Raw genomic sequence first — 19,442 nt, forward strand, 5'->3', positions numbered from 1 at the left:
CATCATACGGAGGTGGACGACTTCCTCGTACTGGACGCGCGAGCGGACCGGACCGCCGTGCTCCGCGACCCGCGGCTGAGCTCGAGCCCGGACACGTCGGTCCCCGCGAACCTGCTGTTCATGGACGGCGAGGAGCACCGGCGGCTGCGGGAGGTCGTCAAGGAGGTCATCGGCCTGAGCGAGCCACTGCCCGCCGAGGTCGGGGCCGGGATCGAAGAGATCGTGAGCGGGCTGGCGGGCCGGGCCGAGTTCGACCTGGTGGCCGACTTCGGCCGGCCGGTGGCCGCCCTGGTCGCCGCCGCGGTGCTGGGCGCGGGGCCGTTCGACGACCGGTTTCTCGCGGCGCTCTCGGAGACCACGGCGAACCTGAACGTCTGGTCGGGCGAACCATCACCCGCCGGCGACGTCGCGGCGCTGCGCGTGGCGATGTTCTTCCTGAAGGCAGCTGAAACTGAAGGTGGCGGGCTGGCTCTGCTGCGTCGAGCGTGCGCGGAGGGACGGATCAGCGAGGACGAACTGATGGTGACGCCGGTGATGCTCGCGCACGCGGCGTACGAGAACTCGATGAACTTCCTCGCGGTGGCCGGCCTGGGCTTGGTGTCGAGCCCGGGCACGTGCCCGGCTGAGGTGCGGGGGCAGGTCCAGGAGATCGCCCCGACCCGGTACGCGGCGCGGCGGGCGACGGGCGAATGCGTGGTCGCGGGCCGGACGCTGGCGCCGGGCGACAAGGTGGCGATCCCGCTGGGCGACGGCCTGGCGTTCGGCCTGGGCCGCCACGCCTGCCCGGGAGCGCGGGTGGCGGTGGCGGAAGGCGAGATCGCGCTGCGCGCGCTGGCGCGGATCCTCACCCCGGGCCACGCCGTCACCGACGTGACGTGGAAAACCCACCCGGTGTTCCACGGCCTGGCCTCGGCGCGAGTGGTCGTGAGTGAGTAACAGGGTTAGAACACTGTTACTCACTCACGAGGGGTCAGGAGACGGCCGAGACCACACCGGCCAGGCGATCCGCCGCGGCCTGCGCCGTCGACTGGGCCGGGGCTTCGACCATGACGCGCACCAGCTGCTCGGTGCCGGACGGGCGCAGCAGCACCCGGCCTTCCTCGCCCAGCTCGGCCTCGACCGCGCCGACGGCGTCGCGGACCTCGGACGAGCCCGCCACCGCCGCCTTGTCCGCGACCGGGACGTTCACCAGTACCTGCGGCAGCCGGTTCATCACCGCCGCCAGGTCGGCCAGGGACTTGCCCGTCGCGGCCATGCGGCTCATCAGGCGCAACGCCGTCAGCAGGCCGTCGCCGGTGGTCGCGTGGGCCGGCAGCACCACGTGACCGGACTGCTCGCCACCGAGGGCGAACCCGCCGGCGCGCAGCTCCTCCAGCACGTACCGGTCGCCCACCGCCGTGGTGACGACGGTGATGCCGTGGGCCTTCATCGCCAGGTGCAGGCCGAGGTTGCTCATCACCGTCGCGACCAGCGTGTCCTTGGTCAGCTCGCCGGACTCGGCCAGCGCGAGCGCCAGCACCGCCATGATCTGGTCGCCGTCCACCAGCTCGCCGGCGGAGTCGACGGCCACGCAACGGTCCGCGTCGCCGTCGTGGGCGATGCCGAGGTCGGCGCCGTGCGCGACGACCGCCTCGCGCAGCTGCTCGGGGTGGTTGGACCCGCAGTGCTGGTTGATGTTGACGCCGTCCGGGTCGGCGTGCAGCGCGACGACCTCGGCGCCGGCCCGGCGGTAGATCTCGGGCGCGGCCGCGGCGGAGGCGCCGTTGGCGCAGTCGACGACCACCTTGAGCCCGGCGAGCGGGTGGGGGATGGCGCCGAGCAGGTGGGCGGCGTAGCGGTCGAGCGCGTCTTCGACGTCCGTGACGCGCCCCACGCCCGCGCCGGTCGGGCGCACGGCGTCGGCGGCCAGGCCGGCTTCGATCTCGTCCTCGATGCCGTCGGGGAGCTTGTGCCCGCCCGCGGCGAAGAGCTTGATGCCGTTGTCGGGCATCGGGTTGTGCGACGCGGAGATCATCACGCCCAGATCGGCGTCGAGCGCGCCGACCAGGTAGGCCACGGCCGGCGTCGGCAGGACGCCGACGCGGCGCACGTCGGCCCCGGCGGACGTGAGGCCGGCCACGACGGCGGCTTCCAGCATCTCGCCGCTGGCGCGCGGGTCACGGCCGACGACCGCGACCGGCCGGTGCGAACGGTCGTGCGCGGCGAGCACGCGGGCGGCACTGGCCGCCAGCGCCATCGCGAGCTCCGGCGTCAGCTCGGCGTTGGCCAGGCCACGCACCCCGTCGGTACCGAACAGGCGTGCCATCCGTCGACCTCCTCTACGTGGTCACCCAGTGGGACCACCACGACAACCTAGCGATCCTGACGGACCGCGATTCCCCGCCCCCGGATATCGCTCCGTCCGACGGAAACGACACAGTGCCCATCGTTACCCGGAAACGCCGGAGCGCCCATCCGATGGACGGATGGGCGCTCCGGTGAGTTGCGCCGGGAGGCGCGATCAGCGCTTGCTGTACTGCGGGGCCTTGCGGGCCTTCTTGAGGCCGTACTTCTTCCGCTCCGTGGCGCGCGCGTCACGGGTCAGGAAGCCGGCCTTCTTGAGGGCCGGGCGGTCGTCCGCGTCGACCTCGACGAGCGCGCGGGCGATCGCCAGGCGCAGCGCGCCGGCCTGGCCGGAGACGCCGCCGCCGTGGAGGTTGGCGAAGATGTCGAAGGAGTCCGGCTTCTCGACCGTGACCAGCGGCTCACGGATGAGCTGCTGGTGCACCTTGTTCGGGAAGTACTCCTCGAGGGTGCGGCCGTTGAGCTTGAACTCACCGGTGCCCGGGACGACCCGCACGCGGACGACGGCTTCCTTGCGGCGGCCGACGGTCTGGGCGTTGCCACCCGCGGCCCGCGACGGGCGCGGCGCGGCGGCGGACTCGCTGGTGGCGACCGGGGTCTCGCTGGTGGCGACCGGGGTCTCGCTGGTCGCGGCCGGGGTCTCGCTGGTCGCGGCCGGGGTCTCGCTGGTCGCGACGGCGCCGGTCTCGGTCGCCTCGGTGGCCTCGACGACCTCGGGGGTCTCGGTCTCGGTGCTGGTCACAGACTGTTCCTCACTCACTGCGCGACCTGCGCGATCTTGGTGATCTCGCGCGCCTGCGGCTGCTGCGCGGCGTGCGGGTGCTGCGGGCCGGCGTACACCTTCAGCTTCTTCGCCTGAGCGCGGCCGAGCTTGTTCTTCGGCAGCATGCCCTTGACGACCTTCTCGACAAGGTGCTCGGGCTTGGTGTCGAGCAGCTCGCCGAACGAGCGCTTCCGCAGACCGCCCGGGTAACCGCTGTGCCGGTACGCGAACTTCTGCTCGCGCTTGTTACCGGTGAGCGCGACCTTCTCGGCGTTGACGATGATGACGAAGTCACCGGTGTCCACGTGCGGGGCGTAGGTCGGCTTGTGCTTGCCGCGCAGCAGCGTGGCGACCTCGGTCGCCAGCCTTCCGAGCACGACATCCTCGGCGTCGATCACGTGCCAGGCACGAGTGACGTCGCCGGGCTTGGGGCTGTACGTGGGCAAGGGTCTACCTCGTCGTCAACATTGCGTGTGGGTTCTGTGCGGGCCTAGCGCTTACGCGCCGCAGCGCACAACGACATATGAAGATACCCCCACGGTCACCGCACCCGCGCATGGGGGGTGGTGGAAGCGCCCATACTAGGCTCCGAGCGGCCCGGGCGCAGCCAGGGACTCTACCCGGTTTTCCGCGCGAAGTGCCTGCACGCACCGGCACGACACGCGAGGATGGGACGATCCGGGGCACAGTCGAGCAGGGGACGGCGATGCGGAAACGACCGAAGGCGATCTTCGTCCTGGGCGCCCTGCTGGTCCTGGTCAGCGCCTGCGGCCAGGCGAAGGCGGGCACCGCGCTGCCGAAGGGCGACGACGCGGCGGACTACGTCGGCGCCAAGTTCGAGCAGGTGATCGGCAAGCTCTCCGACGCCATCACCGACACGCGCGACGTCACCAACTCGCTGGACGCCTACTTCAAGTTCGACGACAAGTGGATCCACAGCGTCGTCACGTCGGCCCGCACCGGCAGCCCGGAGAGCCGGGTGGTGCGGCACCGCTCCCTGAAGAACCCCGACGAGATCATCGACACGTTCACCCCGGCGGACGGCGCGGTCGAGTACACCTACCTCGGCCCGGTGTACGTGCAGAAGGGCGTCTCCCCGACGGCGTGGGTGTCGATGCCGAAGCCCGAAGCGGGCACGCTCCTGCCGTGCGCTTGGGGCGGGGTGCTGACCCCGTGCCGGATGGCGGCGTCGGCCCTCGACGCCTACAAGGCCGACAAGCGCGCCGTGCGCGGGGCGAAGAGCCTCGGCGACGGCAAGACCGCGCTGACGGTGAACGTGCCGTTCGGGACCTTCGTCCAGAACCGGGTCGAGATCCTGCCGCAGAGCCTCGTCGACCAGATCGGGCCGGAGCTGAAGAAGGCCGCGGTCCCGGCCACGATCACGCTGAACCCGGACGGCAGCCTGGACTCCTTCGTGCTGGACGCCAAGTTCGCCGGCGACGGTCACCGGCTCGAGCTCAAGTACGACTTCAAGTTCACCGGCCCGGCGAGCCTGCAGGACATGCCGAAGCTGCCGGACGCCTCGCAGATCACGGTGCTGCCGGACCGGGCGGCGATGGACGACTTCTACCGGCGGCTCGGCGAAGCGCAGGGCAGCTGAGGCGTGACCACGACCCGAGGTGATCTCCGATGACACCACCGTCCCAGCCGCCCGGCCCGCAGCAGCCGCAGTGGTGGCAGCCCCCGGCCGACCCGCGGGGCACGCCGCCGCAGCCCGGCGCGTGGCAGCCCGACCAGCAGGCGACCGGCCCGCACGCCGGCCAGTGGCAGCCGAACGCGGACCCGGGTGCGGTCACCGGCTCCGCCAGCGGCCCGTGGCAGCCGGGAACGGGCTCGTTCTCGGGGCCGTGGCAGCCGCCCGCGCCGCCGCAGCAGCAGCCGGGTCCACCCGGCGGGTGGCCCGCGCCGCCGTCGCCGGCGGGCCCCCAGTACGGCGGCGGGTTCCAGCCGGCGCAGTACGGCGGCCTCGGCGCGTTCGCCGCGGCGCCGGAAAAGAAGCCGAAGTCGAAGAAACCGTTGCTGCTCGGCGGAATCGCCGTGCTGGTGCTCGTGGCGGGCGGCGGGGTCGCGTGGCTGCTCGGCGCGTTCCGCGGGGACGTCCTGGAGCAACAGTCCCTTCAGGACGGTGTGGTGAAGGTCCTGAACGAGAACTACGGCGAGCCCGACGTGAAGAACGCCCAGTGCCCGGCGAACGAAGCCGCCGCGAACGGGACGACCTTCGACTGCACGGTCACCATCGGCGGGCAGCCGAAGAAGGTCACCGTGCGGGTGCTCAACGACCGGCCGGAGTACGAGGTCGGCGCACCGCACTGATTTTTCCTTACCCCCCAACGGAAAACGGCGGGCCCCGCACCGGAGTGCGGGCCCGCCGTGGTTTCCGGGGTCACCGGCTCAGAACAGGCCTTCGACGGCCTTGTCGGTGGTCTGGTAGCCGTCGGAGATCTGCGGCAGGGCGGCGGCGATCTGCGCCAGAACCATCTTCAGGTCCTCGAACTTCTGGTCCCAGTTGCGCTGAGCCTGGTCGTACTGCTCCTTCGCGGAACCGGTCCAGGTGGTGATCAGCGGCTTGAGGTCGTCCTTCAGCTGGTCGAAGGCGGCCTGCAGCTCGCCACCGGTGGTCTTGCAGTCGTCAGCGGCCGCCTGGATGGTGGCGTAATTGACGAGAATGTGGCCGTCGGGCATGGTGCACTCCTCTTATGCGGGAAAGTTCGGTGTGGGCAAGGAAGTCGTGGCCGAAGCTCAGCCGAGGCGGTCGAAGCCCGCGTTGACCGCGCGCATGATCTCCTGCTGCTCCTGCTCGGACTTCTCGTACTTCGAGCCGGCTTCCTTGAGCAGTTCGGCGATCTTCTGCAGCGACTGGTTGATGCCGCGGGCGTCCTCGTCGAAGCGGTTCATGACGTTGTCGAACGCCTTCGCCGCCGCACCCTGCCAACCGGCGCGGGTGGCCTCGATGCGGTCGCGCAGCGTCGACAGGTTCATGTCCATCTGGGCGCGGACCTCGGTCACCTTCTGTTCGGACGAGGTGAACTGCTCGACTGTCCCCGTGAATCCAGATCCAGCTCCAGCCATGCTGAAACCCCCTTCATAAGAGTGGTTGTGTCCGTACCGAGCTTGTTCGTCGTACGGCCCTACGACGCAGACACTGCCACGTCCGGTTCCCCCTTGTCGTGGTTTGCCCGCAAGTAGTTGCTTGCGTGAACGCCCCCGCCGGGAACCGATCGCCCGCGGTATTCCGAGCACCCCCCGATTTGGCGACGCGTCACCCGGAAAAACCTTCCCGACCAGGGGAATTAACACACGCACAGCGAGCCCCGAGACGGCGTCAGCGATCTCGTTTCATGATTCGCATCTGGGAAAAGTCTTCTTCGTCGTCACCCGGTCGAGGGGCATCGGGGGGAAGTTGCGAACGCGAAGGAACCGGATCGGGAACCGCCAGCCCGCGGGCGCGGCGGAACCGTTCGGCCGCGGCGCGCAACGAGCCGGGCGTCGGGTCGGCGGACTTCGCCCCGCGTCCGCTGTTCTTGAGGAGCTCCGCGTTCTCGCTGTGCCGGCGCAGGCTGCGCGCCTTCGCGTTCCCGGCGACGCGCCGCGCGTGCGTCACCGCATCCTGCCCGATCCGCTTGAAGGACGCCGCGGCGCTTTCGAATTCCCGTGACGGCACCGCGGGCCCCTCTCTCAGCTGACGATCTCGACCGTGCGCACGGCCTGCGCGCAGGCCGTCGCGACGCGGTCCCGGAGCTGGGCCGTGGCGTACTGGCACCCGACGTGGACGCGGATGCGGCCCTTCGCGACGACGTACCAGTCGACCTGCAGATCGGGCCGGTCCGGCTTGCTCTCGTGGTACCCGATCACGGTCTTGCCGGCGTAGGACAGGTTCGGGTTGAACGCGCTCCAGCGCGCGGCGTCGGCGTCCGCGCTGCGCTTGAGCTCGTCGGCGAGCTTCTGCGGGTCGGCGGTCGCGTCGTAGTCCATGACGTACTCCTGCGCGACCAGGAGGTCGTTGCCGTCGCGGGCCTCCTGCGGGTGGATGACGACCTGCCGCTGGGCGACCCGGTCGTCGGTCTGGACCCAGTCTTCGGGCGCGACGAACTTGAAGTCGTACTGCGAGAGCGTCCGGCCGCTCTCGGCTTGGCCGCCGGCGCCGGATTTGCCGTAGACGAGGATCCCGCCGACGACCAGCGCCGCCACGACGAGCACGACGACGACGGCGATTCCCCACAGCCGGCCCCGCGACTTCGCGGGCACTTCGGCCGTCCCGGCAGGCCGCACACCCGGCGCGGCCTGCCCGGCCGGCGGCGTGGCCGGCGGCCAGGGGCGGGCCACCGGCTGCCCGTGCGGCGGGGACGGCGGCGGTGGCGCCGGCCGGTGCGCGTTCGGCGGGAACCCGCCCGGCGCGGGCGGGGTGCGCGGCGGGACCGGGCGCGGGGCGACGTCGCCGGGCCGGACGACCTCGGTGCGCTGCGCCGCCGGGCCGAGGGCGCCGCCCGGCGCCGCGGCGAGCCGCGCCATCGCTTCACCCGGGAGTGCGCCGGTGCGATCCGGGTCCACCAGCACCGCCCGCAGCGCGCCGCGCGCGACGACCGTCTCGGGCTGGTCGAGGCTCGTCGGCACGATGCCGGTGCGTTCGTGCACCAGCCGCGAGATCATCGGGATCCGGCTCGACCCGCCCACCAGGAAGATCGCCGTGAGCTGCTTCGGCCGCAGGCCCGCGTCGCCGATCGCCGCGACCGTCAGCTCCACCGCGCGGCCCAGCGGCGCCGCGATCAGCCGTTCCAGGTCTTCGCGGGTGACGTGCGCGTCGGCGAACGGCGGCGGCATCGGCACGTCGGTGTAGGCGTGCCGCGACAACGTCTCCTTCGCACCCCGCACGTCCTGCCGCAGCACCCGGCGACGGCGCCGGTCGGTCAGCTCCCGCCCTTCGACGAGCTGGCGCCACGCGTCCGGATCGGCCGCGGACACCAGCGAACCGACGTGCTCCAGCAGCGCCTGGTCGATGTCCGCGCCGCCGAACCCGGGGTCGCCGCGGGTGGCGAGCACCTGGAAGCCGCCGCGCTGCGGACGCCCGGCGCGGTCCCGCGCGGGGTCCGGCGGCAGCCGCCGCACCACGCTGACGTCGACCGTGCCGCCGCCCAGGTCCAGCACCGCCAGCGCGTCGCCCGGGCGGCCGCTGAACTCCACGGTGCGGTCGGTCGTCACGTCCTGCGGCGCGAACGTCGCCGCGTGGTAGACCGCCGCCGCGACCGGTTCCGGGACCAGCGCGACCTCGCGCGCCAGCCCGCCGGCGGCCTGCCGCAGCAGCCGGGTGCGGATCGCGCCCCAGTCCGCGGGGTGGGTCAGCACCAGCAGGTCGGCCTCGGAGTCCCCGGCCAGGCGGCGCGCCTCGGCCACCGCGCGCCCGAGCACGGCGTGCACGACGTCGGTCACCCGCAGGACGCTGTCGCCGAGCAGCAGCTCGCCTTCGTCGATCCGCCGCTTCGGGTTCGGCTCGTACCGCGACGGGTCGACGGCCGCCTGCCGCTCGGCCTCCTGGCCGACGAACAGCGTGCCGTCCGCCGCCGCGTACACCGCTGAGGACATCAGCGGCTGGCCGTCGATCACCACGACCTGCGGCTCGCGCCCGTTCACCGAGGCGACGACGCAGGTGCTCGATGTCCCGAAGTCCACCGCAACCCGGACCGTCACCAGCAGCTCCCGCACATTTCGTCGCGATCCCCCGCGCCCGGCCGACCAGGTCGGCGGGGCGCACCCTCGGGGAGGAACCTACCCTTCGCCCACGCGTGCCCCGCCGCCGTACTCAGTCCGGCTGGATCCACGAGACCTGGATCAGCTGCTTGCCGTTCTTCCGGGTCAGCAGGTTGCCCCGGCCCGGCGGCATCGCGCTCGGCTTGATGTTGCCGACCAGCATGCCTTCGTCCCGGGAACCGTTCATGACCATGCCCGGTGCCGCGATCTCCTTGAGCTTGCCGATGATCGGGTCGTACATGGCCTTGCTCGCGCCACCGGTGCGCCGGACGACCACCAGGTGCAGGCCGACGTCCTTGGCCTGGGCCAGGAAGTCGGAGATCTTCCGCAGCGGGTTGGTCGTCGACGTCGCCACCAGGTCGTAGTCGTCGACCAGGACGAACAGCTCCGGCCCCTTCCACCAGGACCGGGTCTTCAGCTGCTCCTGCGTGACGTCCGGGCCGGGCAGGCGCCGCGTCATCGAGTTGAAGACGTCGTTGATCATGCTTTCCAGCTGGTTCGCCGACACCGCGTAGCCGAGCAGCGAGTCGCCCTGGACGAAGCCGAGCATCGTGCGCCGGTAGTCGACGAGCAGGATGAGCGCTTCCTGGGCGGTGTAGCGCTCCGAGATGCCCCGGGCGATCTGCCGCAGCAGGTTGGTCTTCCCCGACTCGCCGTCCGCGAACGCGTAGAAGTGCGGCTCGGCGTTGAAGTCGAGGTAGATCGGCTGCAGGTCCTCCTCGTTGACCCCGATCGGGATCAGCTTGGAGTCGCGGGCGCTGTCGATCTTGAGCACCTCTTCGTAGGTGATCAGCTCCGGCAGCAGGCGGACCTGCGGCGCCACGCGGCCGCGCCACGCGGCCCGGATCTTCGCGACGGCGTCGGCCACGCCGGCGGCGACCGTCTCCGGGTCGCTGGACCCGTCGATCCGCGGCAGGCCGCCGAGCATGTGCAGCTTTTCGCGGGTCAGGCCGCGGCCCGGCCGCCCGGCCGGGATGTTGACCGCGATGCGCCGGTCGATGTCCGACTCGGTCGGGTCACCCAGGCGCAGCTCGAACCGGGTGCCCAGCATGTCCTTGATCGCCGGGCGGATGTCGGCCCACCGGTTGGCGGCGATGATCACGTGCACGCCGTAGGACAGACCCTGCGTGGCGAGCCGGGTGATCGTGGTCTCGAGCTCTTCGAAGTCGTCCCGCAGGGCCCGCCAGTTGTCGACGACCAGGAACGCGTCGCCGAACGGGTCCTGGTCCGGCCGGATCTCGCCGCGGCGCTTGCGGTTGCGGAACTCGGTCATCGAGTCGATGCCCATCGCCCCGAACCGGCCTTCCCGCTCGGTGAGCAGGGTGGTCAGCTCGGCCACGATCCGGCGGGCCTTGTCCGGCTCCCGCCGGGCGACCGCGACACCGCCGACGTGCGGCAGGTCGGCCAGCCCCGCCAGGGTGCCACCACCGAGGTCGAGGCAGTAGAACTGCGCCTCTTCCGGCGTGTGCGTCAGCGCCATCGACATGATCAGCGTCCGCAGCATCGTCGACTTGCCGGTCTGCGGGCCGCCGACGATCACGCCGTGCCCGGCCGCACCGGAGAAGTCCGCCCACAGCGGGTCACGGCGCTGCTCGTACGGCCGGTCGATGATGCCCAGCGGCACCTGCAGCCGCCCGTTGCCGAAGAAGCCGACCGGGGACAGGCCGCGGTCGTCGGTCGGGTTCAGGTTCGGCAGCAGCGTGTCGAGCGAGTTCGGGTCCTTCAGCGGCGGCAGCCACACCTCGTGCGCCGGCGGGCCCTGGCCCACCAGCCGCGACACGATGACGTCGAGTTCGCTGGGCTCGACCGCCTCCTCGGGCTGCCGCTGCTCTTCCTGCTTCGGTGCCTCGATCAGCTGCGGCTCCGGCTCCTTCGGCAGCTCGACGAAGTCCGGGACGAACAGCTGCGGCCGCTTGTCCGCGCGGACCACGGTCGCCGCCGGGCCCGCCGCCTTGATGCCGGCCGGCCGGTAGGGACCCGAGACGTAGGCCGCCTTGAACCGCACCAGCGTCGACGTGTCGTACTTGAGGTAGCCGCCACCGGGGACCGACGGCAGCTCGAACGCGTCCGGCACGCCGATCGCGGCGCGGGACTCCGCCGCCGAGAACGTCTTGAGGCCGATCCGGTACGACAGGTGCGAGTCGAGACCGCGCAGCTTGCCTTCTTCGAGGCGCTGCGAGGCGAGCAGCATGTGCATCTGCAGCGACCGGCCCAGCCGGCCGATGGCGACGAACAGGTCGATGAAGTCCGGCTTCGCGCTCAGCAGCTCGGAGAACTCGTCGCAGACGATGAACAGCGCGGGCAGGGGGTCGAGGTCCGCGCCGTTCTCACGCGCTTTCTCGTATTCCCAGACGTTCTTGAAGTTGCCGCCGTTCTTCAGCGCTTCCTGGCGCCGGTTCATCTCGCCGGCCAGCGCGTCCTTCATACGGTCGACCAGCGTGACCTCGTCCGCGAGGTTGGTGATGACCGCGGAGACGTGCGGGGCCTTGTCCAGGCCCATGAACGTCGCGCCACCCTTGAAGTCGACGAGGACGAAGTTCAGCGTGCTCGACGAGTGCGTGGACAGCAGGCCCAGCACCAGGGTGCGGAGGAACTCCGACTTGCCGGAACCGGTGGCGCCGATGCAGAGGCCGTGCGGGCCCATGCCTTCGGCGGCGGCTTCCTTGATGTCCAGCTCGACCGGCTGGCCGTATTCGCCGACACCGAAGGGTACGCGGTAGCGGTCGCGGATCGGCCGCGGCCGCCACGCCTGCTGGACGTCGAAGGTCATCGGGTCGCCCGGGATGCCGAGCAGCTCCAGCAGCGACGGGTTGGACAGCAGCGGCTCTTCGTCGCCCACGTCCTGACCGGCGGCGCCGCCGACGCGGTACGGCGAGATGAGCCGGGCCAGCGACTCGGTCTCGACCAGGCTGAGGGTGTCCGGGCGGCCGAACCACTCGACGCCGCCGGCGCTGCGCGCGCCCAGCCTGTCGGGCTCCACGACCAGGCGGAGACCGCGGCGGGCGGCGAGGTTGCCGAGGGAGTCGGAGAGGTCGATCAGCGTGACGCCGACCAGGCCCTCCTCGAGCACGATCTGCTCTTCCCGGGTGACTTCGGCGTCGTCGATGATGATCACGACGTGCGGCTGGTCCGGCGCCGGGGTGGCGTTGCGGGAGAAGCGCTGGCGGTCACGCAGCTCTTCGTCGAGCCAGTTTTCGATCTGGGCCAGCGAACCGGCCATCATGCGGAGCTGGCCGATGCCGTCCGCCAGCGTGGGGTGCTGGGCGTGCGGCAGCCACTTCGCCCACTCCCACTCCTCCTTCGCGCGGCCCGCGGTGGCGACCGCGATCAACACGTCGTCGGGGCTGTGGAAGGAAACCAGCTGCGCGAGCATCGCGCGGGTGAGGCCGCGGGTCAGCGCCCGGTCGCCCTGCATGCTCACCGCGGCGAACCCGCGGAGGGTGATCTGGGTCGGCAGGTCCGGCACGATCGAGTGCGCGCGCACGAACCTGCGCAGCGCGAGGGTGGCGATCGGCTCCAGCTCGTCGACCGGCCCGGTCTGCGGCGGGACCAGCCGCGTCGCGAGGCGGTGCGAGCTGCGCCCGACGCGCAGGTGCAGGAAGTCCTGGTCGTTCTGGCGGCGTTCCCACATGCGGCGGCTGGCCGCCAGGGACCACAGCGACTGGGGGTCGGGGTGCACCCATTCCAGGGCGGCGCGCTGGTCGACCATCGCCTCGCGGGCGCGGTCGCGCATCTGGCCCAGGTAACGGAGGTAGTCCTTGCGGTCTTCGTCCATCTCGGCGCGCTTGGCGCCCCCGCCCTTGCCGCCACCGCCGCCCGCCATCATCCCGAGCGTCCCGACGACCATCATGCCGCCCATGGCCATCATCATCGGGTTCCGGTTGCTGGCCTGGAACATGAAGACCATCATCCCGAGCGACGCGACGATCATCACGACCGGAAGCGCCTTCATGACGACGTTGCCGGGGATGACCCGGGGCACCTCGGGCGGCGGCTCGAGGTGCACCTCGCCGCCCGGCGGCCGCGGTGCCGCCAGCCGCGGCGACTTCTTGAACTGCAGCGTGCTCATCGAAGGACCCCTCATTCAAACTCGGGCGATGGCGGCCACCGCTAGGTGCGCGAACAACCTATCGAACGCCTCGTGGGAATTCCGCCGGATGCCGGAACCCTCCGTGAACGCTGCCCTGCCCTCGTCGCACGAGTGTACGGCCCGCCACCGACAGTAATGCCGGGTTCGGACCCGTGACCTGCCGTTGCCGGTGATTTTCAGACGTTCGATGATGCCGGGGCGGAGGTTCGGTATAAGTTCCCCCGGGAGACGTCTCATCAGAGCGGGGGCAGTGCAGTGGCTACGGGCACGACAGTATTCAGCAGGGTGACGGTCGTCGCGCCCTCCACCCGGATCGACGTGGCCCTGCCCGCCGACGTCGCGGTGGCCGACCTCCTGCCGATGCTCCTGGAGATGGCCAAGGAGTCGTCGCCGGACGGCGGCGCCCGCCACGGCGGCTGGGCGCTGGCGAAGCTCGGCGACGCCCCGCTCGACCCGAGCCGCACGCTGGCCTCGCTCGGCGTCGTCGACGGCGAGCTGCTGCAGCTGCGCAAGCGCAACGAAAACCCGCCGCCGCCGCTGTACGACGACGTCGTCGACGCGATCGCGGAGTCGACCCCGGACAGCTTCCGGCCGTGGACAAAGGAGACGGCGAACCGCTTCGGGCACGTCGCGGGCGGGCTGGCGCTGGTCGCCGCCGCCATCGCGCTGTTCATGAGCGGTTCGTTCTACGGCGGCAGCGCGCTCGGCGCGGCCATCGCGGGCGGCATCGGCGCGGTCGCGTGCGTCGCGGTCGGCGCCACGCTGGCCAAGGCGTACCAGGCGGAGTCGACCGGGGTGCTGATCGCCGCGGCCGGTGGCCTGCCGCTGGCGTTCGTCAGCGGCTTCTACATCGTGCCGGGGCTGTCCCTGCGGGCGAACCTGCTGCTCGGCGCGGTCCTGGTGATCATCGTCGCGTCGGTCTGCATCATGGTCATCGGCGCCGGCATCACGACGTTCATCGCCGCGGCCACCGCGGGCACCTTCGGCGGGCTGGCCTTCCTGTTCGGCACGCTCGTCGCGCACCCGGCGGCCGGCATCGCGGCCGGCACGGTCGCCGTCGCCCTCGCCTGCATCTCGATCCTGCCGCGCGCGACGATCTGGCTCGCGAAGCTGCCGCTGCCGCACGTGCCGAGCAACGCCGAAGAGCTGAAGGAAGACTCCGGCTTCCCCGACTACCGGGCGATCGAGCGCCGCACGGCGGTCGCGCACAACTACATGACCGGCCTCATGGTCGGCTGCGGCGCCACGGTCGCGGTCTCCGCGGTCATCGCCGCGACCGCGCCGGGGGCGTTCGGGATCATCCTCGGCGTCGTCGCGACGCTCGTCCTGCTCCTGCGCGCCCGCGCGTACGCCAACGGCAGCCAGGCGATCGCCCTGCTCACCACGGGCCTGGTCTCGGCGACCGGGATCGCCGCCGGCTGGCTGGTGTCGTCGAGCGCGCAGAACCGCCTGCTCTACGTGTTCGGCGTGCTGGTCCTGCTCGCGGCGGGCGCGCTCGTCGTCGGCGTGATCTTCCCGAACCAGCGGTTCTCGCCGCCGCTGCGGCGCACCGTGGAGATCATCGAAGCGATCTGCATCGCCTCCGTGCTCCCGCTCGCCCTGGGTGTGATGGACCTCTACACCACCCTGCGGCACCTGAACTTCAAGTGACCGGATCGGGTGAATCTCGGATGGCAGTGGCACGGCGTTTCGGCACCACCCGGCGGACCACGACGGCCCTGCTGGCCGGCACGATCGGCCTGCTGTCCCCGCTGGCCCTGACCGTCCCGGCAGGGGCGCAGGAGGCGCCCGCCGACGGCTACTTCGCGGCCCCACCGCCGGTCGACATGGACAAGCTGATCCCGGACGAGCGCCGGCCGGACAAGAAGTACAAGCCGTCGAAAGCGTGCGTGCAGCGCAGCACCCTCGGCCAGAACATCGTGCTCAAGAACCGGCCGTGGGGCCAGGAGTACCTGCAGATCTCGAAGGCGCAGGAGATCGTCAAGGCGGCCACCGGCAGCGTCGGCGGCGGGGTCCGGGTGGCCGTGATCGACACCGGCGTCACGCGGCACCCGTGGTTTCAGAACCGGCTCGAGTCCGGCGGCGAGTACGTCGCGACGCCGTCGAAGGGCCAGCCCGACGGGCTCGAGGACTGCGACGGCCACGGCACCGAGGTCGCCGGGATCATCGGGGCGAAGCCGGACAACCCGGAGGTCGGGTTCATCGGCGTCGCGCCGGATGTGACGATCCGGTCCTACCGGCAGCTGAGCGAGAACTACGAGCCCGACACCTCGACCGCCACCCCGCCGGCGAGCAGCACCACGGGCGGCGCGCCGTCGTCGAGCACCACCCCGCCGAGCGGGTCGAACACGCCGCCACCCAGCGGTGGCGGCAACGGCAGCGAAGGTGACGGGACGTCGCCCGGGCAGTCCAACGGCGGCCGCCAACTGGAGAAGGCCGGCACGGCGGGCACGCTGAGGACGCTGGCGGAGATCATCCGCGGCATCGCCGACCGCAACGAGGCCGACGTCATCAACATGTCGGTCGACAACTGCCGGCCCGCCAACGGCTCGATCACCACCGGCGAACAGCAAGTCCAAGCGGCTGTCCACTACGCGGCGTCGAAGAACATCGTGATCGTCGCGGCCGCGGGGAACGCCACCGACACCTGCCCCCAGAACGACCAGCCGGACGCGCGCAAGCCCAAGACGATCGTGACGCCGCCCTGGTTCGCGGACGACGTGCTCTCCGTGGGTGCGATCGAGGGTGAGACCGGCAGTGTCGCGCCGTTCAGCGTGCACGGCCCGTGGGTCGGTGTCGCGGCGCCGGGCACGAAGATCATCTCGCTGGATCCCGCCGAAGGCTCCGACAGCCTCGCGAACCTGACGTTCGAAAACGGCGACAAGGCCAGCGAAATCCAGGGCACGAGCTTCGCGGCGCCGTACGTCGCGGGCCTGGCGGCACTGGTCAAGGCGAAGTACTCGCAGCTCGACGCGAAGGGCATCATCAACCGGATCAAGGAGACGGCCCAGCACCCGGCCGCTCCGGGCGGCCGCGACAACTTCGTCGGTTACGGGGTCATCGACCCGGTGGCGGCGCTGACGCAGGTCCTGCCGTCGGAGGTGGGGATCCAGGCCCCGATGCCGGCTCCGCAGCTGGCCCAGCTCCCGCCGGCGAACGACCACAGCTCCACACCGATGATCGTGGCACTGGCCGGCACGGCGGGCGGCGTGCTCGCGCTGCTGATCACGTTGTTCGTCATGCACACGATCCGCCGCAACCGCCCCGAAGGCAGCGCTCCCCGCCGCTGAGCCCGTTACTTCGCCGGGGGTTTCTTCTGCTTCGGCGGGGTTTCGTCCTCGCCGATCACCGGGGGTGCCACCAGGCCGGGCTCGCCCAGCAGCTCCGACGGCTTCGTGACCGGGCGCGTCTTCGACGGGCGCCGGGCTTGGCCGCCGCCCATGCCGAAGGCGCCGAAGCCCATCATCGGCATCATCGGGACTCCGCCCGACGTGGTCTGGTGGTCCGGCGCGGGCGCCTGCGGGGCGGGGGTGGCGGCGGGCTGTCCGTCGTCGACGCTGCCCGCGCCCGTGTGACGGCCCTCCGCCGGGTCGCTCGCCGCCGACGGTGTCATGACTTCGTCGGCCGGGCCGGAGGCGGAAGCCGCAGCCGTAGCGTCCGTGGCCTGCTCGCCCGCTTCGTTCAGGGCTCCGTCGTGCAGCTTGAACCGCTCCTGCGGGTACCGGTGCCGGATCTCGATGGTCCGGGAAGCCGCGTCGGGGTCGTCGACGCCGTCGCACAGCCGGTCGAACGCCTCCATGACGTCGCGCGCGGTTTCGTGCAGCGCCTTCGCCGAGTCCTGCGTCTCCTGCAGCTGCGCCCGCGTCCGCTTGGTCCCGCCGCTCGGGAGCAGCATCGTCTCCGACGTCAGCTCCGCCGCGTCCACCAGCACCTCGACGAGGTCGACGACCACGTGGCGGACCGTCGTCACCATCTCGTCCAGAGCGCCGGCGAGGGTGTCGAGCGCTTCACGGAGGTCGCCGCCCGCCGCGCCGACCTCACGGATGTACTCGATGAACGAGTCCGCGTCACGCCCCTCCCAGCCCGCGTCGAGCCGGCCGAGCTCGCCGTCCAGGCGCGCCGAAACGTCGGCCGCGACCGAGGCCGCTTGGCGGAGACGGTCGGCTTCGGCACCGAGATCGGCCCAGCGGCCGACCAGCGGGCGGAAGTACGTCTCGACGGGGTCGATCACGCCCAGCTGCCGCGAGAGGTCCGTGAGGTACGCCAGGTACGGCTCGGCCGCCGCCGTGATGTCCTCGCCCGCGGGCACGGGCACCGGGGTCGCCAGCGGGTGCGCAATCGACTCGGTGGAGCTTTCGGCGATCATCCGTCGAGCCTCCCGGCCCGCTCGATCAGTTCCGCGGCGTCCGCGTCCTGCCCGTCGTGCCGGACCGTCACCTGCCGCAGCGCCTCCGCGGCCGAGCGCAGTGCCTCCGCGCCGTCGGTCAGCTGGCGCCGCAACGCACCCGCCGCGCGGCCGTACGACTCACCGAGCCCGAGACGGGCCCCCAGCGCGCCGTAGGACTCGGAGGTGACGCCCTCACCTCCGACGTCCGCGGCCGCCGCGTCCAAGTCGCCGGCGGCCGCTTCGGCCGTCTTGGCGTACTCGCCCACGACGACGCCGTCCATCCTCAAGCCGGCCACGGCAACCTCCGCTCACCCGGAACCCTCGAGCGTGAGACGCCCGCGGCGGGTTTCCGGTTCCGGTCAGTTCCCCGGCTGACGGCCCGGGGTCGGGTACGTGCCGGCGTTCGGGTCGATCGGCACCGAGTCGAACTGCCGCAGGACGTCCTGCGTGTTCAGCGACGCCCCGGTCGGCAGCAGCCCGATGATCGACTCCGGCGCGGGCTGCCGGTTGTTCATGCCGATCGCGTCCGCGGTCTGGGCGTCCGGGACGCTGTAGCGGATGCCGCGGTCGGAGATCAGCTGGATCTGGCCCTTGCCGAAGCTGGCCTTGCCGGTGGCGGACTGGACCACCGCGGCGAACCCGGGCTTGAGGTAGAAGCCGTTGATCGGCACCCGGTTCGGGCCCGGTGTGGTCATCGCCATCGCGGCGAACTTGTCCCCGCTGCTCTTCTGCCCGGGCAGCTGCGTGTCGACGTACACCGAGGTGTGGCCGTCCTGGTCGGGCCCGGACCCGGTCAGCGACCAGCCCAGGCACGCGACCGACGAGTTCTTCGTGGCGTCGAGGACCGTCGGGACCGAGCGCGGGAAGTCGTCGACCTGGATGTAGTCCGGGTCGGTGGGCTGCAACGTGTGCGCGCCGGCGAGCCGGTCGAGGCCGAGCGTCTGGATGCTGCCGGAGCTGCCGTTCTTCGCGACGCGGATGATGTCGGCGACCGCGTTGGACACCTGCTGGATGCCGGACCGGGTGATCGCGTAGTAGTTCGGCGCCGCGCCGGCCGGCTGCGTGGCGAAGACGTCGCCCGCGGTCAGGCCGTCGAAGTTGCCGGGGGCCGGGCCGCTCGCGATCTTCGGCGGGGTCAGCCTCGCGACCTCCGGGATCGCGTTCAGCAGCCCCTGCGTGATCTTCCGCGGCGACTGGGACAGCCGCAGGGCGGTCTCGACGGCGTCGTTGGGGTTGTCGACGTCGATCTCGGCCCGCACGGTGTTCGCGTTCGGCCGGTTGCGCGAGCTCGGCAGCCGGTAGATCAGGTACGTCTTGCCGTTGTCGGCCTTCGCCAGCAACGCGTCGTTCTCGCCCAGCTCGCTGCCGAGGCTGCTCGGCGCGACACCGCCGTAAACGTAGGTATTGGTCTTGCCGGTGTCGGGGTTGGGCAGGGAAGGATCGAGCTGAACCTGGTCGCAGACTGCCCAATTGGGGGAAATTCGCTGGGAATCCGACGGGATCAGCTGCGGACCGTCCGGAATTCCGGTCAGTTTGTCGCGCGGAATGGACTGCAGCTGGGTGTCGGAAACGACCGTGGGATTCTTCACACTCGGCGCGCTCGCCGCGGGCGCGGCCGGTCCCGCGGCCGCGCCGCCGGTGCCGCCGCTCGACTGCTTCTGCTGGGCCAGCAGAAGCAGCCGCGCCGACGCGAGGTTGAACGTCGGGATCAGCTTCTTCGGGTTCCCCGTGACGACGTAGACCGTGCCGGACTGCTCGCCGATCACGATGTTCCCGGCGTCGGGCACCGACGGCGCCGGGCTGAGCAGCCCCCAGACGACGAAGACGATCATGCCGAGTGCCCCCAGCACGACCCCCACGATGGTGGCCCGCGTGTGGGTGCGCATCGGGTCGTGCAACATCACGGCGTCCCGCCGGACCAGCGCCGACTGCATCCGCCGGAGGACGAACTGATACGCCTGGACCTGAGACTTAGTCGTGGGTGTTGATGGCATTCTCGACCTACAGCTCTCCCCGTCGCGGTACGGTTCCGCAGGATAGCCGTACGGGGACCGTCTGGTGTGGGGTTTCTACCAACTCAAGCTAGTGTCGGACACCCCGGGACCCGGCTTCCGGGT

At 71.4% G+C, this 19,442-nt stretch carries 16 protein-coding genes; 5 read left to right on the forward strand and 11 right to left on the reverse strand.

Annotated elements, in window-relative coordinates:
* The first annotated feature begins 12 nt into the window (after window positions 1-12).
* Window positions 13-936 (forward strand): cytochrome P450 family protein, encoded by a 924-nt coding sequence (locus tag CF165_RS19580; RefSeq protein WP_093948968.1) that lies wholly within the window; start codon window positions 13-15, stop codon window positions 934-936.
* A gap of 34 nt (window positions 937-970) precedes the next feature.
* Here CF165_RS19580 and glmM read toward each other — a convergent pair whose 3' ends face one another.
* From glmM to rplM, 3 genes are all read right to left on the reverse strand, one after another.
* Complete coding sequence (glmM, locus tag CF165_RS19585; protein ID WP_093948969.1) at window positions 971-2,305, reverse strand: phosphoglucosamine mutase; 1,335 nt, start codon at window positions 2,303-2,305, stop codon at window positions 971-973.
* Window positions 2,306-2,500: 195 nt separating this feature from the next.
* Window positions 2,501-3,085, reverse strand: coding sequence for a 30S ribosomal protein S9 (gene rpsI, locus CF165_RS19590; protein ID WP_093948970.1), 585 nt, complete (start codon window positions 3,083-3,085; stop codon window positions 2,501-2,503).
* Between the two features lie 14 nt (window positions 3,086-3,099).
* A complete protein-coding gene (rplM, locus tag CF165_RS19595; RefSeq protein ID WP_004560141.1) occupies window positions 3,100-3,552 on the reverse strand; it encodes a 50S ribosomal protein L13 in 453 nt (150 codons plus the stop codon).
* Between the two features lie 260 nt (window positions 3,553-3,812).
* On the opposite strand from rplM, the gene CF165_RS19600 reads away from it, so the two are divergent.
* Complete coding sequence (locus CF165_RS19600; RefSeq protein WP_093948971.1) at window positions 3,813-4,706, forward strand: hypothetical protein; 894 nt, start codon at window positions 3,813-3,815, stop codon at window positions 4,704-4,706.
* A 29-nt stretch (window positions 4,707-4,735) separates the two neighbouring features.
* Window positions 4,736-5,419 carry a DUF4333 domain-containing protein gene (locus tag CF165_RS19605; RefSeq protein ID WP_093948972.1) on the forward strand — a complete coding sequence of 228 codons (684 nt, stop codon included), beginning with the start codon at window positions 4,736-4,738 and terminating at the stop codon, window positions 5,417-5,419.
* Between the two features lie 78 nt (window positions 5,420-5,497).
* Here CF165_RS19605 and CF165_RS19610 read toward each other — a convergent pair whose 3' ends face one another.
* The 5 genes from CF165_RS19610 to eccCa form a co-directional block, all read right to left on the reverse strand.
* Entirely contained in the window at window positions 5,498-5,788 is a 291-nt protein-coding gene (locus CF165_RS19610; RefSeq protein ID WP_093948973.1) for a WXG100 family type VII secretion target, read from the reverse strand.
* A gap of 57 nt (window positions 5,789-5,845) precedes the next feature.
* Complete coding sequence (locus tag CF165_RS19615; protein ID WP_093948974.1) at window positions 5,846-6,175, reverse strand: WXG100 family type VII secretion target; 330 nt, start codon at window positions 6,173-6,175, stop codon at window positions 5,846-5,848.
* 253 nt (window positions 6,176-6,428) lie between these two features.
* The gene (locus tag CF165_RS19620; RefSeq protein ID WP_093948975.1) at window positions 6,429-6,767 is read right to left on the reverse strand and encodes a hypothetical protein; all 339 of its coding nucleotides are present in this window, start codon (window positions 6,765-6,767) and stop codon (window positions 6,429-6,431) included.
* 14 nt (window positions 6,768-6,781) lie between these two features.
* On the reverse strand, window positions 6,782-8,788 hold the full coding sequence (locus CF165_RS19625) for a type VII secretion-associated protein (RefSeq protein ID WP_093949020.1): 2,007 nt from the start codon (window positions 8,786-8,788) through the stop codon (window positions 6,782-6,784).
* Window positions 8,789-8,900: 112 nt separating this feature from the next.
* Window positions 8,901-12,917: a type VII secretion protein EccCa gene (eccCa, locus tag CF165_RS19630; protein WP_093948976.1), complete on the reverse strand. Its 4,017-nt coding sequence runs from the start codon at window positions 12,915-12,917 to the stop codon at window positions 8,901-8,903.
* Between the two features lie 306 nt (window positions 12,918-13,223).
* Here eccCa and eccD point away from each other — a divergent pair, with 306 nt between their 5' ends.
* Window positions 13,224-14,588 (forward strand): type VII secretion integral membrane protein EccD, encoded by a 1,365-nt coding sequence (eccD, locus tag CF165_RS19635; RefSeq protein ID WP_093948977.1) that lies wholly within the window; start codon window positions 13,224-13,226, stop codon window positions 14,586-14,588.
* Between the two features lie 20 nt (window positions 14,589-14,608).
* Window positions 14,609-16,228: a S8 family serine peptidase gene (locus CF165_RS19640; protein ID WP_093948978.1), complete on the forward strand. Its 1,620-nt coding sequence runs from the start codon at window positions 14,609-14,611 to the stop codon at window positions 16,226-16,228.
* A 5-nt stretch (window positions 16,229-16,233) separates the two neighbouring features.
* Here the strand turns inward: CF165_RS19640 and CF165_RS19645 are convergent, their stop codons facing one another.
* The 3 genes from CF165_RS19645 to eccB all read right to left on the reverse strand — a co-directional run bounded on the left by CF165_RS19645 (window position 16,234) and on the right by eccB (window position 19,319).
* The gene (locus tag CF165_RS19645; RefSeq protein WP_093948979.1) at window positions 16,234-17,304 is read right to left on the reverse strand and encodes a WXG100 family type VII secretion target; all 1,071 of its coding nucleotides are present in this window, start codon (window positions 17,302-17,304) and stop codon (window positions 16,234-16,236) included.
* On the reverse strand, window positions 17,301-17,621 hold the full coding sequence (locus tag CF165_RS19650; RefSeq protein WP_240521666.1) for a hypothetical protein: 321 nt from the start codon (window positions 17,619-17,621) through the stop codon (window positions 17,301-17,303). Before CF165_RS19650 ends, CF165_RS19645 begins: the two co-directional genes overlap by 4 nt.
* 63 nt (window positions 17,622-17,684) lie before the next feature.
* Window positions 17,685-19,319 carry a type VII secretion protein EccB gene (gene eccB / locus CF165_RS19655; protein ID WP_093948981.1) on the reverse strand — a complete coding sequence of 545 codons (1,635 nt, stop codon included), beginning with the start codon at window positions 19,317-19,319 and terminating at the stop codon, window positions 17,685-17,687.
* Window positions 19,320-19,442: the final 123 nt, after the last annotated feature.

It is taken from the genome of Amycolatopsis vastitatis, assembly GCF_002234595.1.
GTDB lineage: Bacteria > Actinomycetota > Actinomycetes > Mycobacteriales > Pseudonocardiaceae > Amycolatopsis > Amycolatopsis vastitatis.